The 17,083-nt window shown below is 72.8% G+C and carries 15 protein-coding genes; 8 read left to right on the forward strand and 7 right to left on the reverse strand.

Features of this window, described 5'->3' with window-relative positions:
- Nucleotides 1-81 precede the first annotated feature (81 nt).
- The 5 genes from EUA98_RS00140 to EUA98_RS00160 all read left to right on the forward strand — a co-directional run bounded on the left by EUA98_RS00140 (nt 82) and on the right by EUA98_RS00160 (nt 5,559).
- On the forward strand, nt 82-549 hold the full coding sequence (locus EUA98_RS00140) for a methylglyoxal synthase (RefSeq protein ID WP_130100640.1): 468 nt from the start codon (nt 82-84) through the stop codon (nt 547-549).
- Between the two features lie 220 nt (nt 550-769).
- Entirely contained in the window at nt 770-1,819 is a 1,050-nt protein-coding gene (locus EUA98_RS00145; protein WP_130100641.1) for a hypothetical protein, read from the forward strand.
- A 49-nt stretch (nt 1,820-1,868) separates the two neighbouring features.
- Nucleotides 1,869-3,419 carry an efflux RND transporter periplasmic adaptor subunit gene (locus tag EUA98_RS00150; RefSeq protein WP_130100642.1) on the forward strand — a complete coding sequence of 517 codons (1,551 nt, stop codon included), beginning with the start codon at nt 1,869-1,871 and terminating at the stop codon, nt 3,417-3,419.
- Between the two features lie 59 nt (nt 3,420-3,478).
- Nucleotides 3,479-4,177, forward strand: coding sequence for an ABC transporter ATP-binding protein (locus EUA98_RS00155; RefSeq protein WP_207218917.1), 699 nt, complete (start codon nt 3,479-3,481; stop codon nt 4,175-4,177).
- Nucleotides 4,174-5,559 carry an ABC transporter permease gene (locus tag EUA98_RS00160; RefSeq protein WP_242511106.1) on the forward strand — a complete coding sequence of 462 codons (1,386 nt, stop codon included), beginning with the start codon at nt 4,174-4,176 and terminating at the stop codon, nt 5,557-5,559. Before EUA98_RS00155 ends, EUA98_RS00160 begins: the two co-directional genes overlap by 4 nt.
- 28 nt (nt 5,560-5,587) lie before the next feature.
- Here EUA98_RS00160 and EUA98_RS00165 read toward each other — a convergent pair whose 3' ends face one another.
- Genes EUA98_RS00165 through EUA98_RS00175 form a run of 3 tightly spaced genes read right to left on the reverse strand, consistent with a single transcriptional unit; the run spans nt 5,588 to nt 8,912 of the window.
- On the reverse strand, nt 5,588-6,763 hold the full coding sequence (locus EUA98_RS00165; protein WP_130100644.1) for a cation:proton antiporter: 1,176 nt from the start codon (nt 6,761-6,763) through the stop codon (nt 5,588-5,590).
- A 4-nt stretch (nt 6,764-6,767) separates the two neighbouring features.
- Complete coding sequence (locus tag EUA98_RS00170) at nt 6,768-7,247, reverse strand: cation:proton antiporter regulatory subunit (protein ID WP_130100645.1); 480 nt, start codon at nt 7,245-7,247, stop codon at nt 6,768-6,770.
- Between the two features lie 21 nt (nt 7,248-7,268).
- Nucleotides 7,269-8,912: a threonine/serine exporter family protein gene (locus tag EUA98_RS00175; protein ID WP_130100646.1), complete on the reverse strand. Its 1,644-nt coding sequence runs from the start codon at nt 8,910-8,912 to the stop codon at nt 7,269-7,271.
- 75 nt (nt 8,913-8,987) lie between these two features.
- On the opposite strand from EUA98_RS00175, the gene EUA98_RS00180 reads away from it, so the two are divergent.
- A complete protein-coding gene (locus tag EUA98_RS00180) occupies nt 8,988-9,377 on the forward strand; it encodes a NifB/NifX family molybdenum-iron cluster-binding protein (RefSeq protein WP_242511107.1) in 390 nt (129 codons plus the stop codon).
- A gap of 52 nt (nt 9,378-9,429) precedes the next feature.
- On the opposite strand, the gene EUA98_RS00185 is transcribed toward EUA98_RS00180, so the two are convergent.
- From EUA98_RS00185 to EUA98_RS00195, 3 genes are read right to left on the reverse strand one after another with little or no spacing between them, the layout of a single operon-like run.
- The gene (locus tag EUA98_RS00185; RefSeq protein WP_130100647.1) at nt 9,430-9,825 is read right to left on the reverse strand and encodes a hypothetical protein; all 396 of its coding nucleotides are present in this window, start codon (nt 9,823-9,825) and stop codon (nt 9,430-9,432) included.
- Entirely contained in the window at nt 9,825-12,368 is a 2,544-nt protein-coding gene (locus EUA98_RS00190) for an ABC transporter permease (RefSeq protein ID WP_130100648.1), read from the reverse strand. The genes EUA98_RS00185 and EUA98_RS00190 overlap by 1 nt, the downstream gene beginning before the upstream one ends.
- Nucleotides 12,368-13,225 (reverse strand): ABC transporter ATP-binding protein, encoded by an 858-nt coding sequence (locus tag EUA98_RS00195; protein ID WP_130100649.1) that lies wholly within the window; start codon nt 13,223-13,225, stop codon nt 12,368-12,370. Before EUA98_RS00195 ends, EUA98_RS00190 begins: the two co-directional genes overlap by 1 nt.
- A gap of 345 nt (nt 13,226-13,570) precedes the next feature.
- On the opposite strand from EUA98_RS00195, the gene EUA98_RS00200 reads away from it, so the two are divergent.
- Both EUA98_RS00200 and EUA98_RS00205 read left to right on the forward strand, forming a co-directional pair.
- Nucleotides 13,571-13,912, forward strand: coding sequence for an S-adenosylmethionine decarboxylase (locus tag EUA98_RS00200; RefSeq protein ID WP_130100650.1), 342 nt, complete (start codon nt 13,571-13,573; stop codon nt 13,910-13,912).
- The gene (locus tag EUA98_RS00205; RefSeq protein ID WP_130100651.1) at nt 13,912-14,676 is read left to right on the forward strand and encodes a hypothetical protein; all 765 of its coding nucleotides are present in this window, start codon (nt 13,912-13,914) and stop codon (nt 14,674-14,676) included. Before EUA98_RS00200 ends, EUA98_RS00205 begins: the two co-directional genes overlap by 1 nt.
- On the opposite strand, the gene EUA98_RS00210 is transcribed toward EUA98_RS00205, so the two are convergent.
- Nucleotides 14,653-17,016, reverse strand: coding sequence for a putative bifunctional diguanylate cyclase/phosphodiesterase (locus EUA98_RS00210; protein ID WP_165372659.1), 2,364 nt, complete (start codon nt 17,014-17,016; stop codon nt 14,653-14,655). The two genes, EUA98_RS00205 and EUA98_RS00210, sit on opposite strands and share 24 nt — an antisense overlap.
- Between the last annotated feature and the right edge of the window lie 67 nt (nt 17,017-17,083).

The raw sequence follows: 17,083 nt of genomic DNA on the forward strand, positions 1-17,083 counted from the left end.
GTCGTGGTCGCGGGCATCCCCGCTCGGGCCGCGGCGATTCGGCATAATCCGTGGTGAACCCACGACACCGCGGAGGTCCCCATGGTCACCAGCCGACGGCACATCGCCCTCGTCGCGCACGACAACAAGAAGGTCGAGCTGTTGCGCTGGGCCGAGTTCAACCGGGGCACCTTGAGCAACCACGAGCTCTACGCGACGGGCACCACGGGAACGATGCTCGAGTACGAGCTGGGCCTGCCGGTGACCCGTTTCCTGTCCGGCCCGATCGGCGGGGACCAGCAGATCGGCGCCCGGATCGCGGAGGGCGTCATCGACATGCTGATCTTCTTCTGGGACCCGCTCGAGCCGCAGCCGCACGACCCCGACGTCAAGGCCCTGCTGCGGATCGGCACGGTCTGGAACGTGCCGATGGCCTGCAACGTCGCCTCCGCCGACCTGATGATCTCGTCGCCGCTGCTCGAGAACGAGTACGAGCGCACCCGCCCGGACCACAGCCCGCGCGCCTGGGACGGCACCGCTCCGGAGCCGGAGATCCCCGAGCCGTCCTGACGGTGCAGCCGCCCGCCCATTCCTCGGCGCGCGGGGGCCATTCATGGTATTGATCCAAAGATCCAAATTCGGGCGTTGATGACATTTCGGGAAAGGCGCTGGACCGGCTGGAGTTTTTGACCCCGTGACTCACATCACGCGCTAAGTTGACTCATAGTTCAGACCCCGCGCTCCCGAAAGAGGCCTCCTCATCAACGTCACCCTGTCCCGGACGATTGCTGTGACCGCGTGCGCCGCCCTGGCCCTGACCCTCGCCGCGTGCGGCGGCGGCAGCGACGACCCGGCCAAGGGCTCCGGCGCCGCGGCGGACGCCCCCGTGGGCCCCCTCGACGAGTACTTCCAGAAGATGTACGGGGGCGGCGGCGAGGCGGCCGACGACGAGAAGATGATGGCGGACTCCAACGCCCAGATGGTGAAGGTGGAGGAGCTGGCCGCGGCCTGCATGGCAGAGGAGGGGTTCGAGTACCTCCCCATCGACTACTCCGCCTCGATGACCCAGGGAATGAGCTCCGACGAGCTCGACGTGGAGTGGGGCACCAAGGAGTTCGCGGAGCAGTACGGGTACGGCGCCACGACCGACCCGGGCGGCTACCAGGCGGCCTCGATGGAGGCGAACGCGGACGGGACCGACGAGATGGTCGACCCCAACCAGGAGGCCGTGGAGGCCATGTCCGAGACCGAGCGGACGGCCTTCTACGCGGCCCTGTACGGCGAGCAGACCATGGACCCGGAGGCCGATCCCGAGGAGATGCAGGAGTACAACTGGGAGACCGCGGGCTGCCAGGGCAAGGCCCAGCACGAGGTCTACGAGGGCGGGCTGGAGGCCGACGCGTTTGCCGGCCTCCAGGAAGACATCACGGCGATGTACGACGCGGTCCAGGCCGATCCGCGCCTGGCCGACGTCAACGCCGAGTGGGCCTCCTGCATGGCCGATGCCGGCTTCGACGGGTTAGCTGCCGTCGGGGACGGGGAGACCTCGATCTACGACGAGGTCAACGTGCTGCAGGAGGGGCTCTACGCCGACGTCGACCCGGCCGTCGAGATGACCGAGGAGCTCAACGCGCAGATGCAGACCGACCTCCAGGACAAGATGGCCGAGATCACGCCGCGCGAGATCAAGACGGCGGTCGCCGACTTCGGCTGCCGCGAGGACGTGGACTTCGACGACGTCAACCAGAAGATCAGCTTCGAGCTCCAGCAGGAGTTCGTCGACGCGCACAAGGCCGATCTCGACGCCTGGCTCGCGGCGACGACCGCGTCGAAGTCCTGACGACGTGCGGCTTCCACGCCTGTCGGGTTCCACCCGCACGATCTGGCTGATGGCCGTCACCGCGGTCATCGCACTGGTGGCCGGCCTCGGCCTGAGCCGCCTGATCACCTCGCCGGCCGAGGCAGCCGCGAACGCCGCGCCTCCGACGGCCGGTCCGATCACGGTCCCGGTCGAGCGACGCGTGCTCGCGACCGACGTCGTGCTGCGCGGTGACGCGGTCTACGAGGACCCGGCGAGCATCACGCTCGAGACCGGCGACCTCGGCGGTCCGGCTGTCGTCACGGGCCAGGTCCCCGAGGTCGGCGCCACGCTCAACGCCGGCGACCTCGTGCTCGAGCTGGCCGGGCGGCCGGTCATCCTGCTGCCCGGCGACCTGCCCGTCTACCGGACGCTGCGCGCCGGGGTGTCCGGACCCGACGTCGTGCAGCTCAAGGCCGCGCTGGTCGCGCTCGGGATCGATCCCGGCGATCCGTCCTCCCCCGCGTACGACGCGGCCACCGCCGCCGGCGTCGCCGCGCTGTACGCCCGAGCCGGCTACCCGGCGCCGTCGGCGGGCGAGGAGGCCGAGCTGGCCCTCGCCGGTGCCCGGGACGCCACGCGGGCCGCCGACGACCAGGTCGCCAGTGCCGAGCGGGCGCTCACTGCGGCCAAGGCCGGCCCCGGTCAGGTCGACCTGGTCACCAAGGACAATCAGATCCGGGTCGCCCAGCGGGCCCTGGCGGACGCCCAGGAGCTCGTCGGACAGGTCGATCCCGACACCGGCCGACCGATGGTCACCGCGAGCGAGATCGCCAACCTCACCGATCAGGTCACCGCCGCCTCGGTCGACCGCGATGCCCTGCTGGCACCGGCGGACACCTCCGAGGAGCGCGCGGCCCTCACCGCCGCCCAGCGCGCCCGGACGGAGGCCGGCACGGACCTGACCACCGCGCAGCGCAACGTCCTGACGCCGCTGCCCTCGAGCGAGATCGTCTACCTGACGTCCATCCCGCGCCGGGTCGACTCCGTCGAGGTGCACCGGGGCTCGACCGTCGCCGGCACCGCGGTGATGAGCGTGTCCGGCGCAGCACTGCAGATCGCCGGCAGCGTGGTGGCGTCCGACGCCGACCTGATCGCCGTCGGGACGGTCGTGGCGATCGCGCTGCCCGGAGGCGACGAGGTGCCGGGCACGGTCGTCTCGATCGGCGCCCCGGTCGAGGGCGCCGACGCCGACGCCGCGGCCGAGAAGGCCGATGCGAACCGCACGCGCGTCATCGTCGTCCCTGCCGAGCTCACCGAGCCGCAGCGCGCCGAGCTCCAGGGCGCGAACGTCCGGATGACCATCCGGGTCAGCGCGACCGACGGCGAGGTCCTCGCCGTCCCGACCGCCGCCCTCACCGCCGGACCGGGCGGGGAGGCCCGCGTCGAGGTTCTCGCCGACGACGGCACCTCGACGCTCGTGACCGTCGAGACCGGCCTGGCCGCGGACGGGTTCGTCGAGGTCACCTCGACGGCGGCGGCGCTCGCCGAGGGCGACCGCGTCGTGGTCGGGGTCACCGGCAGCACGACCGAGGACGAACCGGAGGACGAACCCACGAGCGCCGACTCGGACGCGCCGTGAGCGTGGTCGACCTCCTCGGCGATCCGGTCCCCGGGGACCACACCGAGGAGGCGGGCGACATCCGGGTCGGCGGCACCGTCGCGCCGCCCGTGATCGAGCTGCGGGCCCTGACGCGCACGTTTGCCGGCACCCCGCCGGTCCTTGCGGTGCGCGGCGCCGACCTGCGCATCGCGGCCGGGGAGTACGTGTCCGTGATCGGTCCGTCCGGATCGGGCAAGTCCACGCTTCTGCACATCCTCGGCCTGCTGGACCGCCCGACCTCGGGCGACTACCTGTTCGACGGCGTCCCCACCGGCGCCGCCTCCGACGCCGACCGCGCGGCCCTGCGGGGTGGCCGGATCGGGTTCGTCTTCCAGGCGTTCCACCTGCTGCCCCACCGCACCGTGCTCGACAACGTGCTGCTCGCCACCCTGTACAGCGGCGTGCCCCGCCCCGAGCGTCGACCCCGGGCGCTGGCGGCGCTCGATCGGGTCGGGCTCAGCCACCGGCTCGACTTCCTGCCGATCGTGCTCTCGGGCGGGGAACGTCAGCGCGTCGCGATCGCGCGGGCCGTGATCTCCTCGCCGCACGTGCTGCTCGCCGACGAGCCCACCGGCAACCTCGATGCGGCCACCTCCGGCGGTGTCCTGGACCTGTTCGACGAGCTCCACCGGGACGGCCTCACGCTCGTCGTCATCACGCACGACGCGGGCGTCTCCGCCCGCGCGCAGCGCCGGATCCGGATCGACGACGGCACCCTGACCGAGGTCACCCGATGAGCCGGCTCGAGCCGGCCCGCGTCCGCCGCCCGCGCCTGCGCCTGCCCCACCTCCGCCTGCGCCTGCGCCTGCCGAGCGTCCGCCTGCCGCGCCTCCGCCTGCCGCACCTGCCGCGCCCCGGCCGTCTGCGCCGCCGCGGGTCGGACGCCGCGGCCCTGGGTTCCGCCCGCGACCGGTTCGGGCTGCGCGACCTGATCGCCGAGGCCGCCTACGGCGTGGGCGCGCGACCGGGGCGGCTGGTCCTGACGATCATCGGCACCGTCCTCGGGGTCGGCTCGCTCGTGGTCACGGTCGGCCTCGCCCAGACCGCCGCCGGGCAGATCGCCCACCAGTTCGACGCCGTCGCCGCCACCCAGGTCGTCGTCGAGCCCGCCACCGCCCGCACCCAGGGCGGCAGTCGCGCGATCGGGTCCATCCCGTGGGACGTCGCCGACCGCCTCGAACGGATCGCCGGGGTCGAGGCCGCCGGCGGCATCGCCGCGGTCGACGTCGCCGGCGCCGAGATCACCGCCGTGCCGGTCAACGACCCCTCCGCCGCTCCCCTGGCTGCCCCCAAGGTCCTCGCGACCACCCCGGGCCTGCTCGACGCCGTCCGCGGCACCATCGTCACCGGCCGCTACTTCGACTCCGGCCACGACGAGCGTGCCGACCGGGTGGTCGTGCTCGGCGCCCGGGCCGCCACGCGCCTGGGGGTCAACCGGGTCGACCGTCAACCGTCGATCTTCATCGGTGAGCGCCCGTACACCGTGATCGGCATCATCGACGGCGTCGCCCGGCGCACGGACCTCCTGGACGCGGTCATCCTGCCGGTGGGCACCGCTCGCGTGGACTTCGCCCTGGCCGGCCTCGACCAGGCCCAGGCCACGATCGCCGTCGGCGCCGGGCCGGTCGTCGCCGACCAGGCTCCGCTCGCCCTGGATCCGAACAGCCCGGAGAACATCGAGGTCCAGGTCCCCCCGGACGCCTCGGCCGTCCGCACGAGCGTCCAGGCCGACATCAACGCGATCTTCCTCGCGCTCGGCGCCGTCGCGCTCCTCGTCGGTGGCCTCGGGATCGCCAACGTGACCCTGCTCAGCGTCCGGGAGCGCACCGGTGAGATCGGGCTGCGCCGCGCTCTGGGCGCCAGCAAGGCGGACATCGGCCGGCAGTTCCTGGTCGAGTCCGTCGTGATCGGCCTGCTCGGCGGGCTGATCGGCTCGGCGACCGGCGTCGCCGCCGTCATCCTCGTCTCGCTCGCCCAGGGCTGGACCCCGATCCTCGACACCGTCGTCGTGCTCGGCGCGGCCCTGCTCGGCGGCGTGATCGGCCTCGGCGCCGGGACCTACCCGGCCCTCAAGGCGGCCGGGGTCGAACCCATCACCGCCCTGCGCGGCGGGGCGTGAGTCACAACCCTGCGCGGCGGGGCCTGAGTCACAACCCTGCGCGGCGGGGGGTGAGCTCCACCGGGTAGACCGAGCGCCGCCCGAAGCCCCGGGCGAGGAGTGGTCCGCCGACCCCGAGGACGAGCACGTACGCGCTGGCCAGCGGCCCGATCTCGGTGTAGCCCGCGAGGATCGCCAGGCCGGCGATGAGGATCGAGAACTCGCCCCTCGCCACCAGCGAGACCCCGGCGCGGACCCGGCCGCGCCTGCCCACGCCGTCGCGCCGCGCGGCGTACCAGCCCGTCGCCACCTTCGTCCCGGCGGTCACCACCGCGAGCGCGAGCGCCACGGGCAGCGCGGGCAGCACCTCGGTCGGATCGACCCGGAGCCCGAACGACAGGAAGAAGATCGCGGCGAACAGGTCGCGCAGGGGCGTCAGCACGGCGCGGGCCCGACGGGCCGTCTCGCCCGGGATGGCAAGTCCCACGAGGAACGCACCGACCGCGGCGGACGCGCCGAGCAGGTAGCTGAACCCGCCGACCAGGAGGGTCAGCCCGAGCACGCGGAGCAGGATCTGCTCGTCGTCCTCGTGCTGGATCAGGCGGCCGAGGTGGTCGCCGAACCGGCGGACCAGGACGAGGAGGGTCACCACCACGGCGACGGCCAGGACGGCGCCGGCACCGGCCCGCCCGGGGGTGCCCCCCGCGAGCAGGACCGCGAGCACCGGGAGGTAGACCGCCATCGCGAGGTCCTCGAGCACGAGGACCGACAGCACGGCCGGGGTCTCGCGGAACGCGGTGCGCCCCAGGTCGCTGATCAGCCGGGCCACGATGCCCGACGACGAGATCCAGGTGATCCCCGCGAGCGCGAGGCAGGCCTGCCACGGGAACCCCAGCAGCACGCCCGCCAGGTACCCGGGTGGCGCGTTCAGGGCGAAGTCGACCGCACCGCTCGGGCCGTGCCGGCGCATCGAGGCGGTGAACTCGGCCGCGGAGAACTCCAGCCCGAGCAGGAGGAGGAGCAGCAGCACCCCGATCTCCGCGGTGGTCTCCACGAACGGTGCGGTCGCCGCGACGCTCGCCACGCCGCCGTCGCCGAGGAACAGCCCGGCCAGGACGAACAACGGCACCGGGGACAGCCCGACCCGCCGCGCCGCCGTGCCGAGCACCCCGAGCAGGAGCAGCAGCAGTCCCAGTTCGACGAGGAAGCCACCGACCTCGCCCATCGGGTCAACCGGAGACGATCCGGCGCACGCCGTCGATGGCGGTGTCGGTCCCGATGACGACGAGCGCGTCGTCGCCCAGCAGGATCTCGCTCGGGATCGGCGAGGCGATCACGCCGTCACCGCGCACGATCGCCACGACCGACGCCCCGGTCAGGGTGCGGGCACGAGTGGCGCCCAGCGTCTTGCCCGCGAACCGCGAGCCGACCGGCACGGCCACGGTTGCCGCCGCCAGCCCGGGGATCTCACGGGTGAGGTCGGCGAAGCGTTCGGTGATCCGTGGTGCACCGAGGATCTCCGCGACCGTGTCGGCCTCCTCGCGGGAGAACATCGCCACCGGCAGGGCGGCGTCCGGATCGGCACGCCCGTACCGGACGAACTCGAACCGGCCATCCCGGTGCGCGACGACGCCCATCCGCATCCCGGCCTCGGTGTCGAACTCGTAGCGCACGCCGACACCGGGCAGCAGGATCTCGGTGACGTCCATGGGTCCATCTTGCCGGTGCGGCTACTGCCCCGCAGCCGTCTGGGACGGCCCGTCGCGGTGCCCCACCTCGGCGAGGGCCGCTGCCTCGGGCGCGGCGCGGACCAGCGCGGCGGGCTCCGCCGGGGACAGCGCGGCGGCGTCCACCGCGAGCCCGGCTGCTTCCTCGGCGGCGTCCTCGGCTGCGGACTCGGCGGCGGCTTCGGCGTCCGCTGCGCGGTGCGGTCGGTGGGCGCGCCGCAGGAACACGCCGGGCACGTGCGGCCGCTGCCGGGTCCCGCGCCGCAGCGGGGCGCCGAGGAACTCTCCCAGGGTCACCCCGGCCGCCAGGGAGAGCCCGATCAGCGCGGCACCGAGCATGTTCGCGGCTCCCGGGCCGAGCGCCGACGTCGGCTCGTTGACGAGCTGGAACAGCGCACGGTAGATCGCCATCCCGGGCAGCAGCGGCACGATGCCGCTCACCGAGATCACGATCGGCGGCACATGGATACGCGGCCCGAGCGTCTCGGCCAGGAAGCCGATCAGCAGGGCGGCGACCGCGCTGGCGACCGCCGGGCCGACGCCGATCTCCCGGATCACGAAGTAGACGATCCAGGCGGCCCCGCCCGCGCCGGCCGCCGCGGCGGCCGCTCGGGGCCGCGCGTACTGCGCCATGCTCCAGGCGCCGGAGATCACGACCGAGGCGAGCACCTGGACGACGAAGGAGCCGTTGGCCTGCTGGTTGTCGGTCATCACCAGCTCGACACCGGCCCGGCGAGCGACGTCGAGCACCCCACCGACGCCCACGACGATGCCCAGGGTGAGCACGACGACCTCGAACGTGCGCCCACCGGCCGTGACGGGGAACCCGCTGATGGCGTCCTCGGCGGCGCCGACGAGCGAGGTCCCGGCCAGCAGCACGACGATGCCGGACGCGACCACGAGCGACGGCGGCAGGTCGACGAACCCGACGGGGAGCCGCGGGACCAGGACGTACAGGCCGACCGCGACGAGGGTGGCGATGGCCGCCCCGATGCCCTGCAGGAAGAACGGCGGCAGCCCCCACCGGTCCAGCGCCCAGATCGCCCGGTCGATGACGGCGGTCGTCGCGCCGGCCACGACCGCGACGGCGGGCCCACCACCGAGCAGGACGGCGACCGCGGCCGCGAGCACGGCGAAGAACAGCGTGACGACCCAGCGCCGGTAGGCGTGCGGGGCCTCGACGATCTCGTCCAGCGCGAGGTGGTGCACCTTGAGCCGGCCGAGAGCCTCGTCGATCGGGATGCGCTCGGCGCCGATGTCACGGCTGAGCTGCATGACACGTCCGAGGCGCCCGTAGTCGAGGCCGCTGATGCGCGCCACCCGCATGAGGGTGATCGGGAACGTCCCGGGCCCCCGGTCGTACGAGATCGTGATGGAGGTGAAGGTGACGTCGGCCTGGCACCCGAGCAGCCCGAACGCGCGCGCGGTGCGGTGGATCGCGGCGGTCACGTCGGCGGCCGAGGCGCCGAGGGCGAGCATCGCCTCGCCGAGGCGGAGCGCCAGCTCGAGCGCCCCCTGGACGACGGCCTCGTCCAGCCCCGCGTCGGTCGCGCGTCGACCGACCTGCGCGCTGGGGAGGCGGCCGAGCACCTGCCGGGTGAGCTTTCTGACACCTGCGGCGCCACGCATCCCTCCGGCAACAACCACTGCCTGATTCTAGCCGGGCGTACCGGCCTGGCCGACGCGCGCGATCGCCCGGCGAGAAGGGCGGACACTGGTGGCGTGCCATGGCGATCGGCGACGCGGACCTCGCGCGCGGCGCCACGACGAGAGGTCCTGATCACCGTGATCCTGTGCGTCCCCGTTACCAGCAACGGCCAGGTCGACCCTCGATGGGGCAAGGCCGACCGGGTCGCGGTGGCCGACGTGGTCGACGGCCAGATCGCGACCTGGCAGGAGATCGAGACCTCCTGGAGCCGCCTGCACGACGAGGGCACCCCCGGCTCGCACCATGCGCGGGTGGTCACGTTCCTGCGCGAGAACAAGGTGGAGGCGGTGGTCGCGAACCACATCGGGCAGGGGATGGTGCGGATGCTGGCGACGATGCAGCTGCCGGTGCACCTCGACGCAGCCGGCGACGCGCGCGCGGCGGTGCTCGCGGCGGCCGGCTGATCGGCGACTGGCCGATCGGCCGCCGGCCGGCCGCCGGCTGGTCGGTGGCTGGTCAGGCCGACGACTGGTCGCGCGCCGCAGCGGGCCGGGCCACCCGGGCCCCCGCCATGATCGCGACGACCAGGGCGATCCAGTCGACGACCAGTCCGGCTGCCGCGCTCGACGCGGACGGCAGGAGCGCACCGCAGCTCACGACCACGGCCCCGAGCAGCACGCGGTGCCACCAGTCACGGTCCAGGAGCACCCCGGCCGCGGCCGCGACGAACGCGGCCGCGGCGACCAGGCACAGCACCCCGACCGCCAGCCCGGCCGGCGACCCGGGGGTCGGGCTCACGTCGGCGAACCGCAGCCAACCCGGCTCGCCGAGCCGCCACAGCAGCACGACCCCCACGAGGTGCATCAGGCCGTGGCCTGCCAGCGCCGCGGCCCCCGCCCGCCGGCCGATCATCAGTCGGAGGCGACCGCGTCGAGCACGGGCAGGCGGGCGGCGCGCAGGGCCGGCCACAGGGCGGCCAGGACCCCGACGACGGCAGCCAGCGCGAGCATCGCGGTGAGCTGGGCCCACGGGATGACCAACGTGGTGAGCCCGGAGTCGGCGAACACGGTGGGCATGACCGCCGCGACGCTCACCCCCACGACCACGCCCACCACGGTGCCGAACACCGCGGTCAGGACGCTCTCGATGGTGACGATCCCGGCAAGCTGGAGCCGACCCAGGCCCACGGCGCGCATGAGCCCGATCTCGCGGGTCCGTTCGATCACCGACAGGGCCAGGGTGTTGACGATGCCCAGGATCGCGATCACGATCGACAGCCCGAGCAACGCGTACAAGATCACCAGGATCTGGTTGACCTGGTTGGCGAGCTCGGCGGCGAAGTCCTCGGCGTCGAGCACCGAGAGCACCACGTACGGGGCGGCGACCTCGACGAGGTCGGCCCGCAGGGCCCCGAGCCCGGCACCAGGCGCGGCCGTGACCAGGAGCATCTCGACGGTCGTGTCGGCCGGCCGGATGACCTGGGCGAGCAGGGCGTCGGAGACGATGATCGGTGCGCTGATCATCTGGGTGTCGATGATCGCGCCCACCGGGGCCGTCACCGACCCCGCCTCTGCGGCCAGGGTGACCTGGTCGCCGACCTGCCAGCCGAGATCCTCGGCCGTCGCCTTCTGCACCGCGAGCTCGCCGTCCGCGAGGGTGGCCAACGAACCGTCGGTCACGTCGATGTCGACCGTGCGCCCGAACGCCTCCGGGGGGAGGGAGACCACGATCATCGACTCCGCCGCCGTGGTGGCTTCGCCCGGTCCGCTCACGTGCGCGGAGCCGTAGCTCGCCTCGTCGACGGAGCCGACCGTGGCCAGTCCCCGGACGTCCGCGACGGCACCGCTCGGTACCGCCTGCGTGGCCGACTGCACGGAGAAGTCGGAGATCCAGCCGTCCTCCACGATGGCGCGGGTGGAGGCGGTCGCCGAGGCGGCCAGGACCGAGGCGGCCCCCACCAGGGCCATCCCGATCATGAGCGCGCCGGCGGTGTTGGCGGTGCGCCGCGGGTTGCGGATGACGTTGCCCCGGGCCAGGCGGCCCAGCGGTCTGACCGCCGCGACGAACACCGCGGCGAGCACGCCGAGCGTGTGGCGTGCGATGACCGGTGCCAGCACCAGCACGCCGACCACCAGCCCGCCGGCGCCGAGCCCGAGCATCGTCGCGCCGTCGGTCTCCGGCCGCACGAGCGCGGCGAGGAGCGCGGCCGCACCGGCAGCCACGATGACCGTGCCGGCGATCGCGCGCACCCGCAGGGACTTGTCCGTCGTTGCGACGTCGTCGCGCATGGCCTCGACCGGCGCGGTCAGGGCCGCCCGCCGCGCGGGCAGCGCGGCCGCGACGATGCTCACCACGGTGCCGATGACCAGCGAGATGACCACGGTGCCGGCACTGAGCGGGATGCTCCCGGACAGGTCCATGCCCATCTGCTCGAACGCGATCCGCAGCAGCGAGACCAGGCCGAGCCCGGCCGCGATCCCCAGCGCGGACCCGAGCAGGCCCACGACGGCGGCCTGGATGAGGATCGAGGCGAACACCTGGGACGGGGACGCGCCCACCGCACGCAGCAGGGCGAACTCGCGCATGCGCTGGCGCACCGACATGGAGAACGTGTTGGAGATGATGAACGCCCCGACGAACAGCGAGATCCCGGCGAAGACCAGCATGAACGTCTGGACGAACCCGAGCATGCTCTCGATGTCGGTTCGGGCCTGGTCGCGCATGTAGTCCCCGGACACCGCCTCGGCGCTGCCGGCGGACAGCACGGGGGCGAGCCGGTCGACGAGGCTCGTCTCGGACACCCCCGGGGCGGCGTATACGGAGATCATGGGCACCTGACCGTCCGCCGCGAACACCGCGGTCGCGGTCGGAACGTCGAGGAACACGATCGTCGCCCCTGCCATCGGCGCGCCCATCGAGACGTCGGCGACGACCGTCACGTCGCGCACCTCGCCCCCGAGGACGACCTGGGTGAGGTCCCCCACCGCCAGCCCGGAGGACGCGAGCGTCTCGGACTCCAGGGCGATCTCGTCCGCCGACCGCGGCAGCCGGCCCGCCACGACGGTGACCGAGGGGTCGTCCGGGTCGAGCGCCGTCCCGAAGCTGGGCGCCTGCGTGCTGGTCACGGCGGTGCCGTCGGAACCGACCAGCACGATCGCGCCGGAGATCTCGGGCAGGGCCAGGTCGACCCCGTCGATGTCGGCGAGGGTCGGCGCGAGCGAGGCCGGGATCAGGTTGCGGGTGTCGCCCACGTCGGAGGCGGCCGACAGCTCGCTGCCGCGCACGTACGCATCACCGGTCATCGAGCTGTCGACGATGCCGCTGAAGGTCGAGGACATCATGGTGCGCAGCGAGAACGTGCCCGCCACGAAGGCCACCCCGAGGGTGACGGCGAGGACCGACAGGATGAACCGGACCAGGTGGGCGCGGATCCCGCGCAGGGCCACGCGGCCCATCAGTGACCGACCGAGGTGGCAGCCACGCCCGACTCGTCGTCGGCCGCGAGGTCGTTCGCGCCGAGCGAGCCGAGGACCTCCAGGACCGAGGCCTGGGTCGGGTTGGTGAGCTCGCCGACCAGCAGGCCGTCGGCGAGGAACAGCACCCGGTGCGCGTAGGTCGCCGCCCGCGGGTCGTGGGTGACCATCACCACGGTCTGGCCGAGGTCGTCCACCGACCGGCGCAGGAACCCCAACAGCTCCGCGGAGGACTTCGAGTCCAGGTTCCCGGTCGGCTCGTCGGCGAAGATCACCGCGGGCTTGGCCACCAGCGCCCGAGCGCACGCCACCCGCTGCTGCTGCCCCCCGGACAGCTCGTTCGGGCGGTGGTGCAACCGCTTGGCCAGCCCGACGGCGGCCACGATCGCGTCGAAGTGGGTCCGGTCGACCGGGCGGCGGGCGATGTCCAGCGGCAACGTGATGTTCTCCGCCGCCGTCAGCGTCGGGACCAGGTTGAACGCCTGGAAGATGAACCCGAGCCGGGTGCGCCGCAACCGCGTCAGCTGCCGCTGGTTCATCCGGCCGACGTCCTCGCCGTCGATCACCACGGTGCCCGCGGTGACCGTGTCGAGCCCGGCCATGCAGTGCATGAGCGTCGACTTGCCCGACCCCGACGGCCCCATGATCGCCGTCAGCTCCCCGCGCACGAAGTCGACGTCGATCCCCGCCAGCGCCTGCACGGCGGTGTCCCCGGAACCGTAGGTCTTGACCAGGCCACGCGCGGAGGCGATCACGGACCCGCGTCCGGCCGGTTCGCTGGCGGACCGGCCGTCCGTCTGGGTGTCGCCGGCGAGGAGTGCGGTGCTCTGCGTGGTCATGCTCGTCCTGTCTGACTCGGTGCTGCGCGAGAAGGTGGGCGTTCTGTGGTGCCTTGACGAGCATGTCGAGTGACCGACCCGCACGGCATCGGGGATGGCCCTGACCCGACCCTGATCTCTCCCTGAGTGCGACCTGGGGATTCCCTGTGGGTCATACGTCCCGACCCGAGGATCCCCTACCCGCGGTACAAAGAGCACGGCAATTTCTGCGCGAGGCAATGACGCCGCAACACCTGGGAACGAAAGGGACAGATGGTTCGACGCCCACCCAAACGATGGGAGTATTTGGCGCAGCCCCCCGGTACCACGCCCGCGCGGCCCGGACGTGAAACAGCTGGAGATGACGTGCGAGACCTGGCCCCTGAGATCTGCCGACAGCGACTCGTCGTCGAAGGGCTCTGCCGCGAGCCGATCGACGCCGCTTCGATCACCGCGTACCTGTCGACCCTGTCGAAGACGATCGACATGGTCGCGCTGATGGAGCCCGTGACGCACCAGTCCCCGCTCTACGGGTGGGCCGGGTGGATCCACTGGGAGACCTCCGGCGCGCACTTCTACGCCTGGGACGTCCCCCGCCTGTTCTTCAGCGTCGACGTGTACGCCTGCAAGGCCTTCTCCGCCGCCGCCGTGGTCGACCTGACCCGGGAGTGGTTCGAGGCGACCGACGTGGTCTTCAAAGAGTTCTGATGGCGGCCGAGACCCGGATGTACTTCGGCGCGCAGGGCGCACTGCTCGCCTCCGCCCGGGAGTGCGAGGCCGAGGTGTTCCTGCGGTGGTTCGGCAACACCCGCGAGCAGCTCGACGCGGAGTACGGCCCGTACGAGGACAGCTCCGTCTTCCTCGTCATCGCCGACTCCCACGACGAGGTCCTCGGTGCGGTCCGGCTGCTCGTCCCCGGGGGCGCGGCCGGGCTCAAGACGCTCACCGACATCGGCGACGAGCCCTGGGGTGTCGACGGGACGCGCGCGAGCGCCGCGGTCGGCCTCGACCTCGGGACCACCTGGGAGATCGCGACCCTCGGGGTGCGGCGCGGCACGGCGGCGAGCGGGCTGCGGCTCTCGCTCGCGCTCTACCACGGCCTGATGACGGTGGCCCGCGCGAACCGGGTGACCTCGTTCGTGGCCATCCTGGACGAGCGGGTCCGCCGCCTGCTGGGGTCCGTCGGGATCGTGATGCGCGCGCTGCCGGGAACGAGCACGGCGGCCTACCTGGGCTCGGCGTCGAGCACCCCGGTCTTTGCGCACTTCACCCCCATGGTCGAGAACCAGCGTCGCCAGTTCCCCGACTCCTACCGCCTGGTCACCCTCGGGATCGGCCTCGACGGCGTCGCGGTCCCGAGCCTGGCCGGCTTCCGGCTGGGTTCTCGTGGGTCCGCGGCTCCGGTCGGGCAGCCGGTGGCCTCTCCCCTGGCCGTCCTCGCGGCGCGATCAACCCTGGTCGGGCGCAGCTGACCAGCCGGTCCCTCTGCCCCGGGTCCGTCCGGGCTCCGACCGGCGCGCCGTGCCGGGAACGGCATCGAGCCCGTCGAGGCCGGGGACTCCGTGCTCGGCGCACCAGCGCCGCACCCAGGCCGCCACCTCGTCAGCAGGCATCGGCCGGGCGATCTGATACCCCTGGAAGACGTCGACCCCGAGCGGGATCAGCTCCGCCGCCGTGGCCGCATCCTCGACGCCCTCGGCGACCAGCCGCAGGCCGAGTGCGTGCGCCATGTGGGTCGTGGTCTGCACGATCATCCGGCTCCGCTCGTCGGTGACGACCGTGGAGACGAACGACCTGTCCATCTTGAGCTCCTGCACCGGCAGGTCCCGCAGGTAGGCCAGCGACGAGAACCCGGTGCCGTAGTCGTCGATGGACACCTGGACGTGGTGCGCGCGCAGGTCGTACAGCGCCTCGCGCGCCCGCTCGGGGTCCGACAGGAACGAGTCCTCGGTCACCTCGATGAGGATGCTGTCGCCCGGCAGCCCGGCATCGTCGAGCGCCTGGAACAGCACCGGCAGCAGCTGATCGCCGATGAGCTCCGGCGGGGCGCAGTTCATCGCCACCCGGAACGTGAACCCCAGGTCCACCCAACGACGGGTGTCGGCCAGCATGCGGCGCAGCACCGTCTCCGTCACCGCCGGCATCAGACCGGACCGGCGAGCGTCCGGCAGGAACGCGATCGGCGAGAGCAGCCCCTCCGTGGGGTGCTGCCAGCGGACGAGCGCTTCCATGGCCACCACCTGGCGGGTGCGCGCGTCCACCTGCGGCTGGTACCAGACGACCAGCTGGTCCTCGGCGATCGCCTGGCGCAGGTCCTCGCCGCGCCGCAACCGCTGCCGCGAGAAACCGTCCTGGGAGGTGTCGAAGTGCAGCACCCCGGCCCGGGAGTGCTTGGCCTCGTACATGGCGATGTCGGCCCGGCGCAGCAGCTCGGTCGAGGAGGTGTCGGCCGCTTCCCGGACGGTGATGCCCACCGAGGCATCGATCGAGAGGTCGATCGAGTCGACCCGCAGCGGGGACTGCAGCACGACGCGCACCAGCTGCGCGATCTCGAAGAACCGGAGCTCGTCATGACCGGGAGCGAGCAGGGCGAACTCGTCCCCTCCCAGCCGAGCGACCAGGACGTCCGGGTCGAGCGCAGCCCGCATCCGGTTCGCCAGGGTCTTGAGGACCTCGTCACCGACGGCGTGGCCCAGGCTGTCGTTGATGTCCTTGAAGCCGTCGAGGTCGAGCAGCATGAACCCGAGCGGAGACCCGTCCCGCAGGGCCTCGTCGGCCGCCGCGAGCAGGGCCCGGCGGTTGGGCAGCCCGGTCAGCTCGTCCGTGAGCGACAGCCGCATGGCCTCGGCCGCCCCCTGCGCCTCGCGCAGCGCGAGCATCATGCGCGCCCCGGCGCTCACGAGCGTGACGATCGCCGGCAACATGATGTAGATCCCGATCCCGCCCGGAGGGTGCAGGACGAGCACGGTGACCGCGAGCGCACCGGCGACGGGGAGCACCCCCATGTTCTGGCGCTCGATGGGGCGGGCCACGATCGGCGTCGGGCACGAGATCGCCCCGCTGACGATGGCGATGAAGCTGAAGCCCCAGATCGCGTCGAGCAGGAGGCTCGAGGAGTACGAACCGGCCGAGAGGCTGGAGATGAACGTGGTGTCGGCCGCCGCCAGACCGAGGAAGCCCGCAGCCAGGGTGAGGGTGCGTCGGGAGTGATCACGCATCCGCAGCATCATCTGGGCGAGCACGAGGGTGGCCAGGATCAGGTCGATCAGGGGGTAGAGGATCGCGAGGAGCAGCTGCAGACCGCCCCGCGAGAACGTCCCGGACAGCGGGGTGAGGAGCGCGAAGCCGGCCAGGCAGATCGCGGCCCCGCAGACCACGGCCGCCTCGAGCCAGACCGCGGCCGTCGGCAGGCGTCGGCGGGGCACGTCGAGCAGGAGGAACGCCGCCATCCCGAGGTACGAGGCCAGGTAGAGGACCTCGCCGGGTGCGGGGAACGTCACCGCCGTCACTGCCTGGCTGGCGCTGACCATCGCGGCGCCGCCGGCCCACAAGGCGATGCCCGCCGCCAGGAAGAGGAGCGAGAGCCGCCGGCTCGGGTGGTGGACGGCCGCGACGAGCAGGCGCACGAACTGGGCGACGAAGAAGAGGGTCAGCGTGATCGCCACAGCCGATCGGACCTGGCTGCTGTCCTGAGAACCGGGCAGGGAGAGGATCCACACGGAGCCCACCCCGACGATCCACCAGACGGCGGCACCGAGCCCCCGGATCGTCCCCGCTGCGGCCGAACGGGGAGCGACGCCTCGTGGGGCCATCGACAACTCCCTAGTCTGCGGCCTTCTGCGAACCAGGCTCGAGCGGTCGACGCGACTGCGGCAACCA

Origin of the sequence: Pengzhenrongella frigida, from assembly GCF_004168625.1 — a bacterium.
GTDB classification, from domain to species: Bacteria; Actinomycetota; Actinomycetes; order Actinomycetales; family Cellulomonadaceae; genus Pengzhenrongella; species Pengzhenrongella frigida.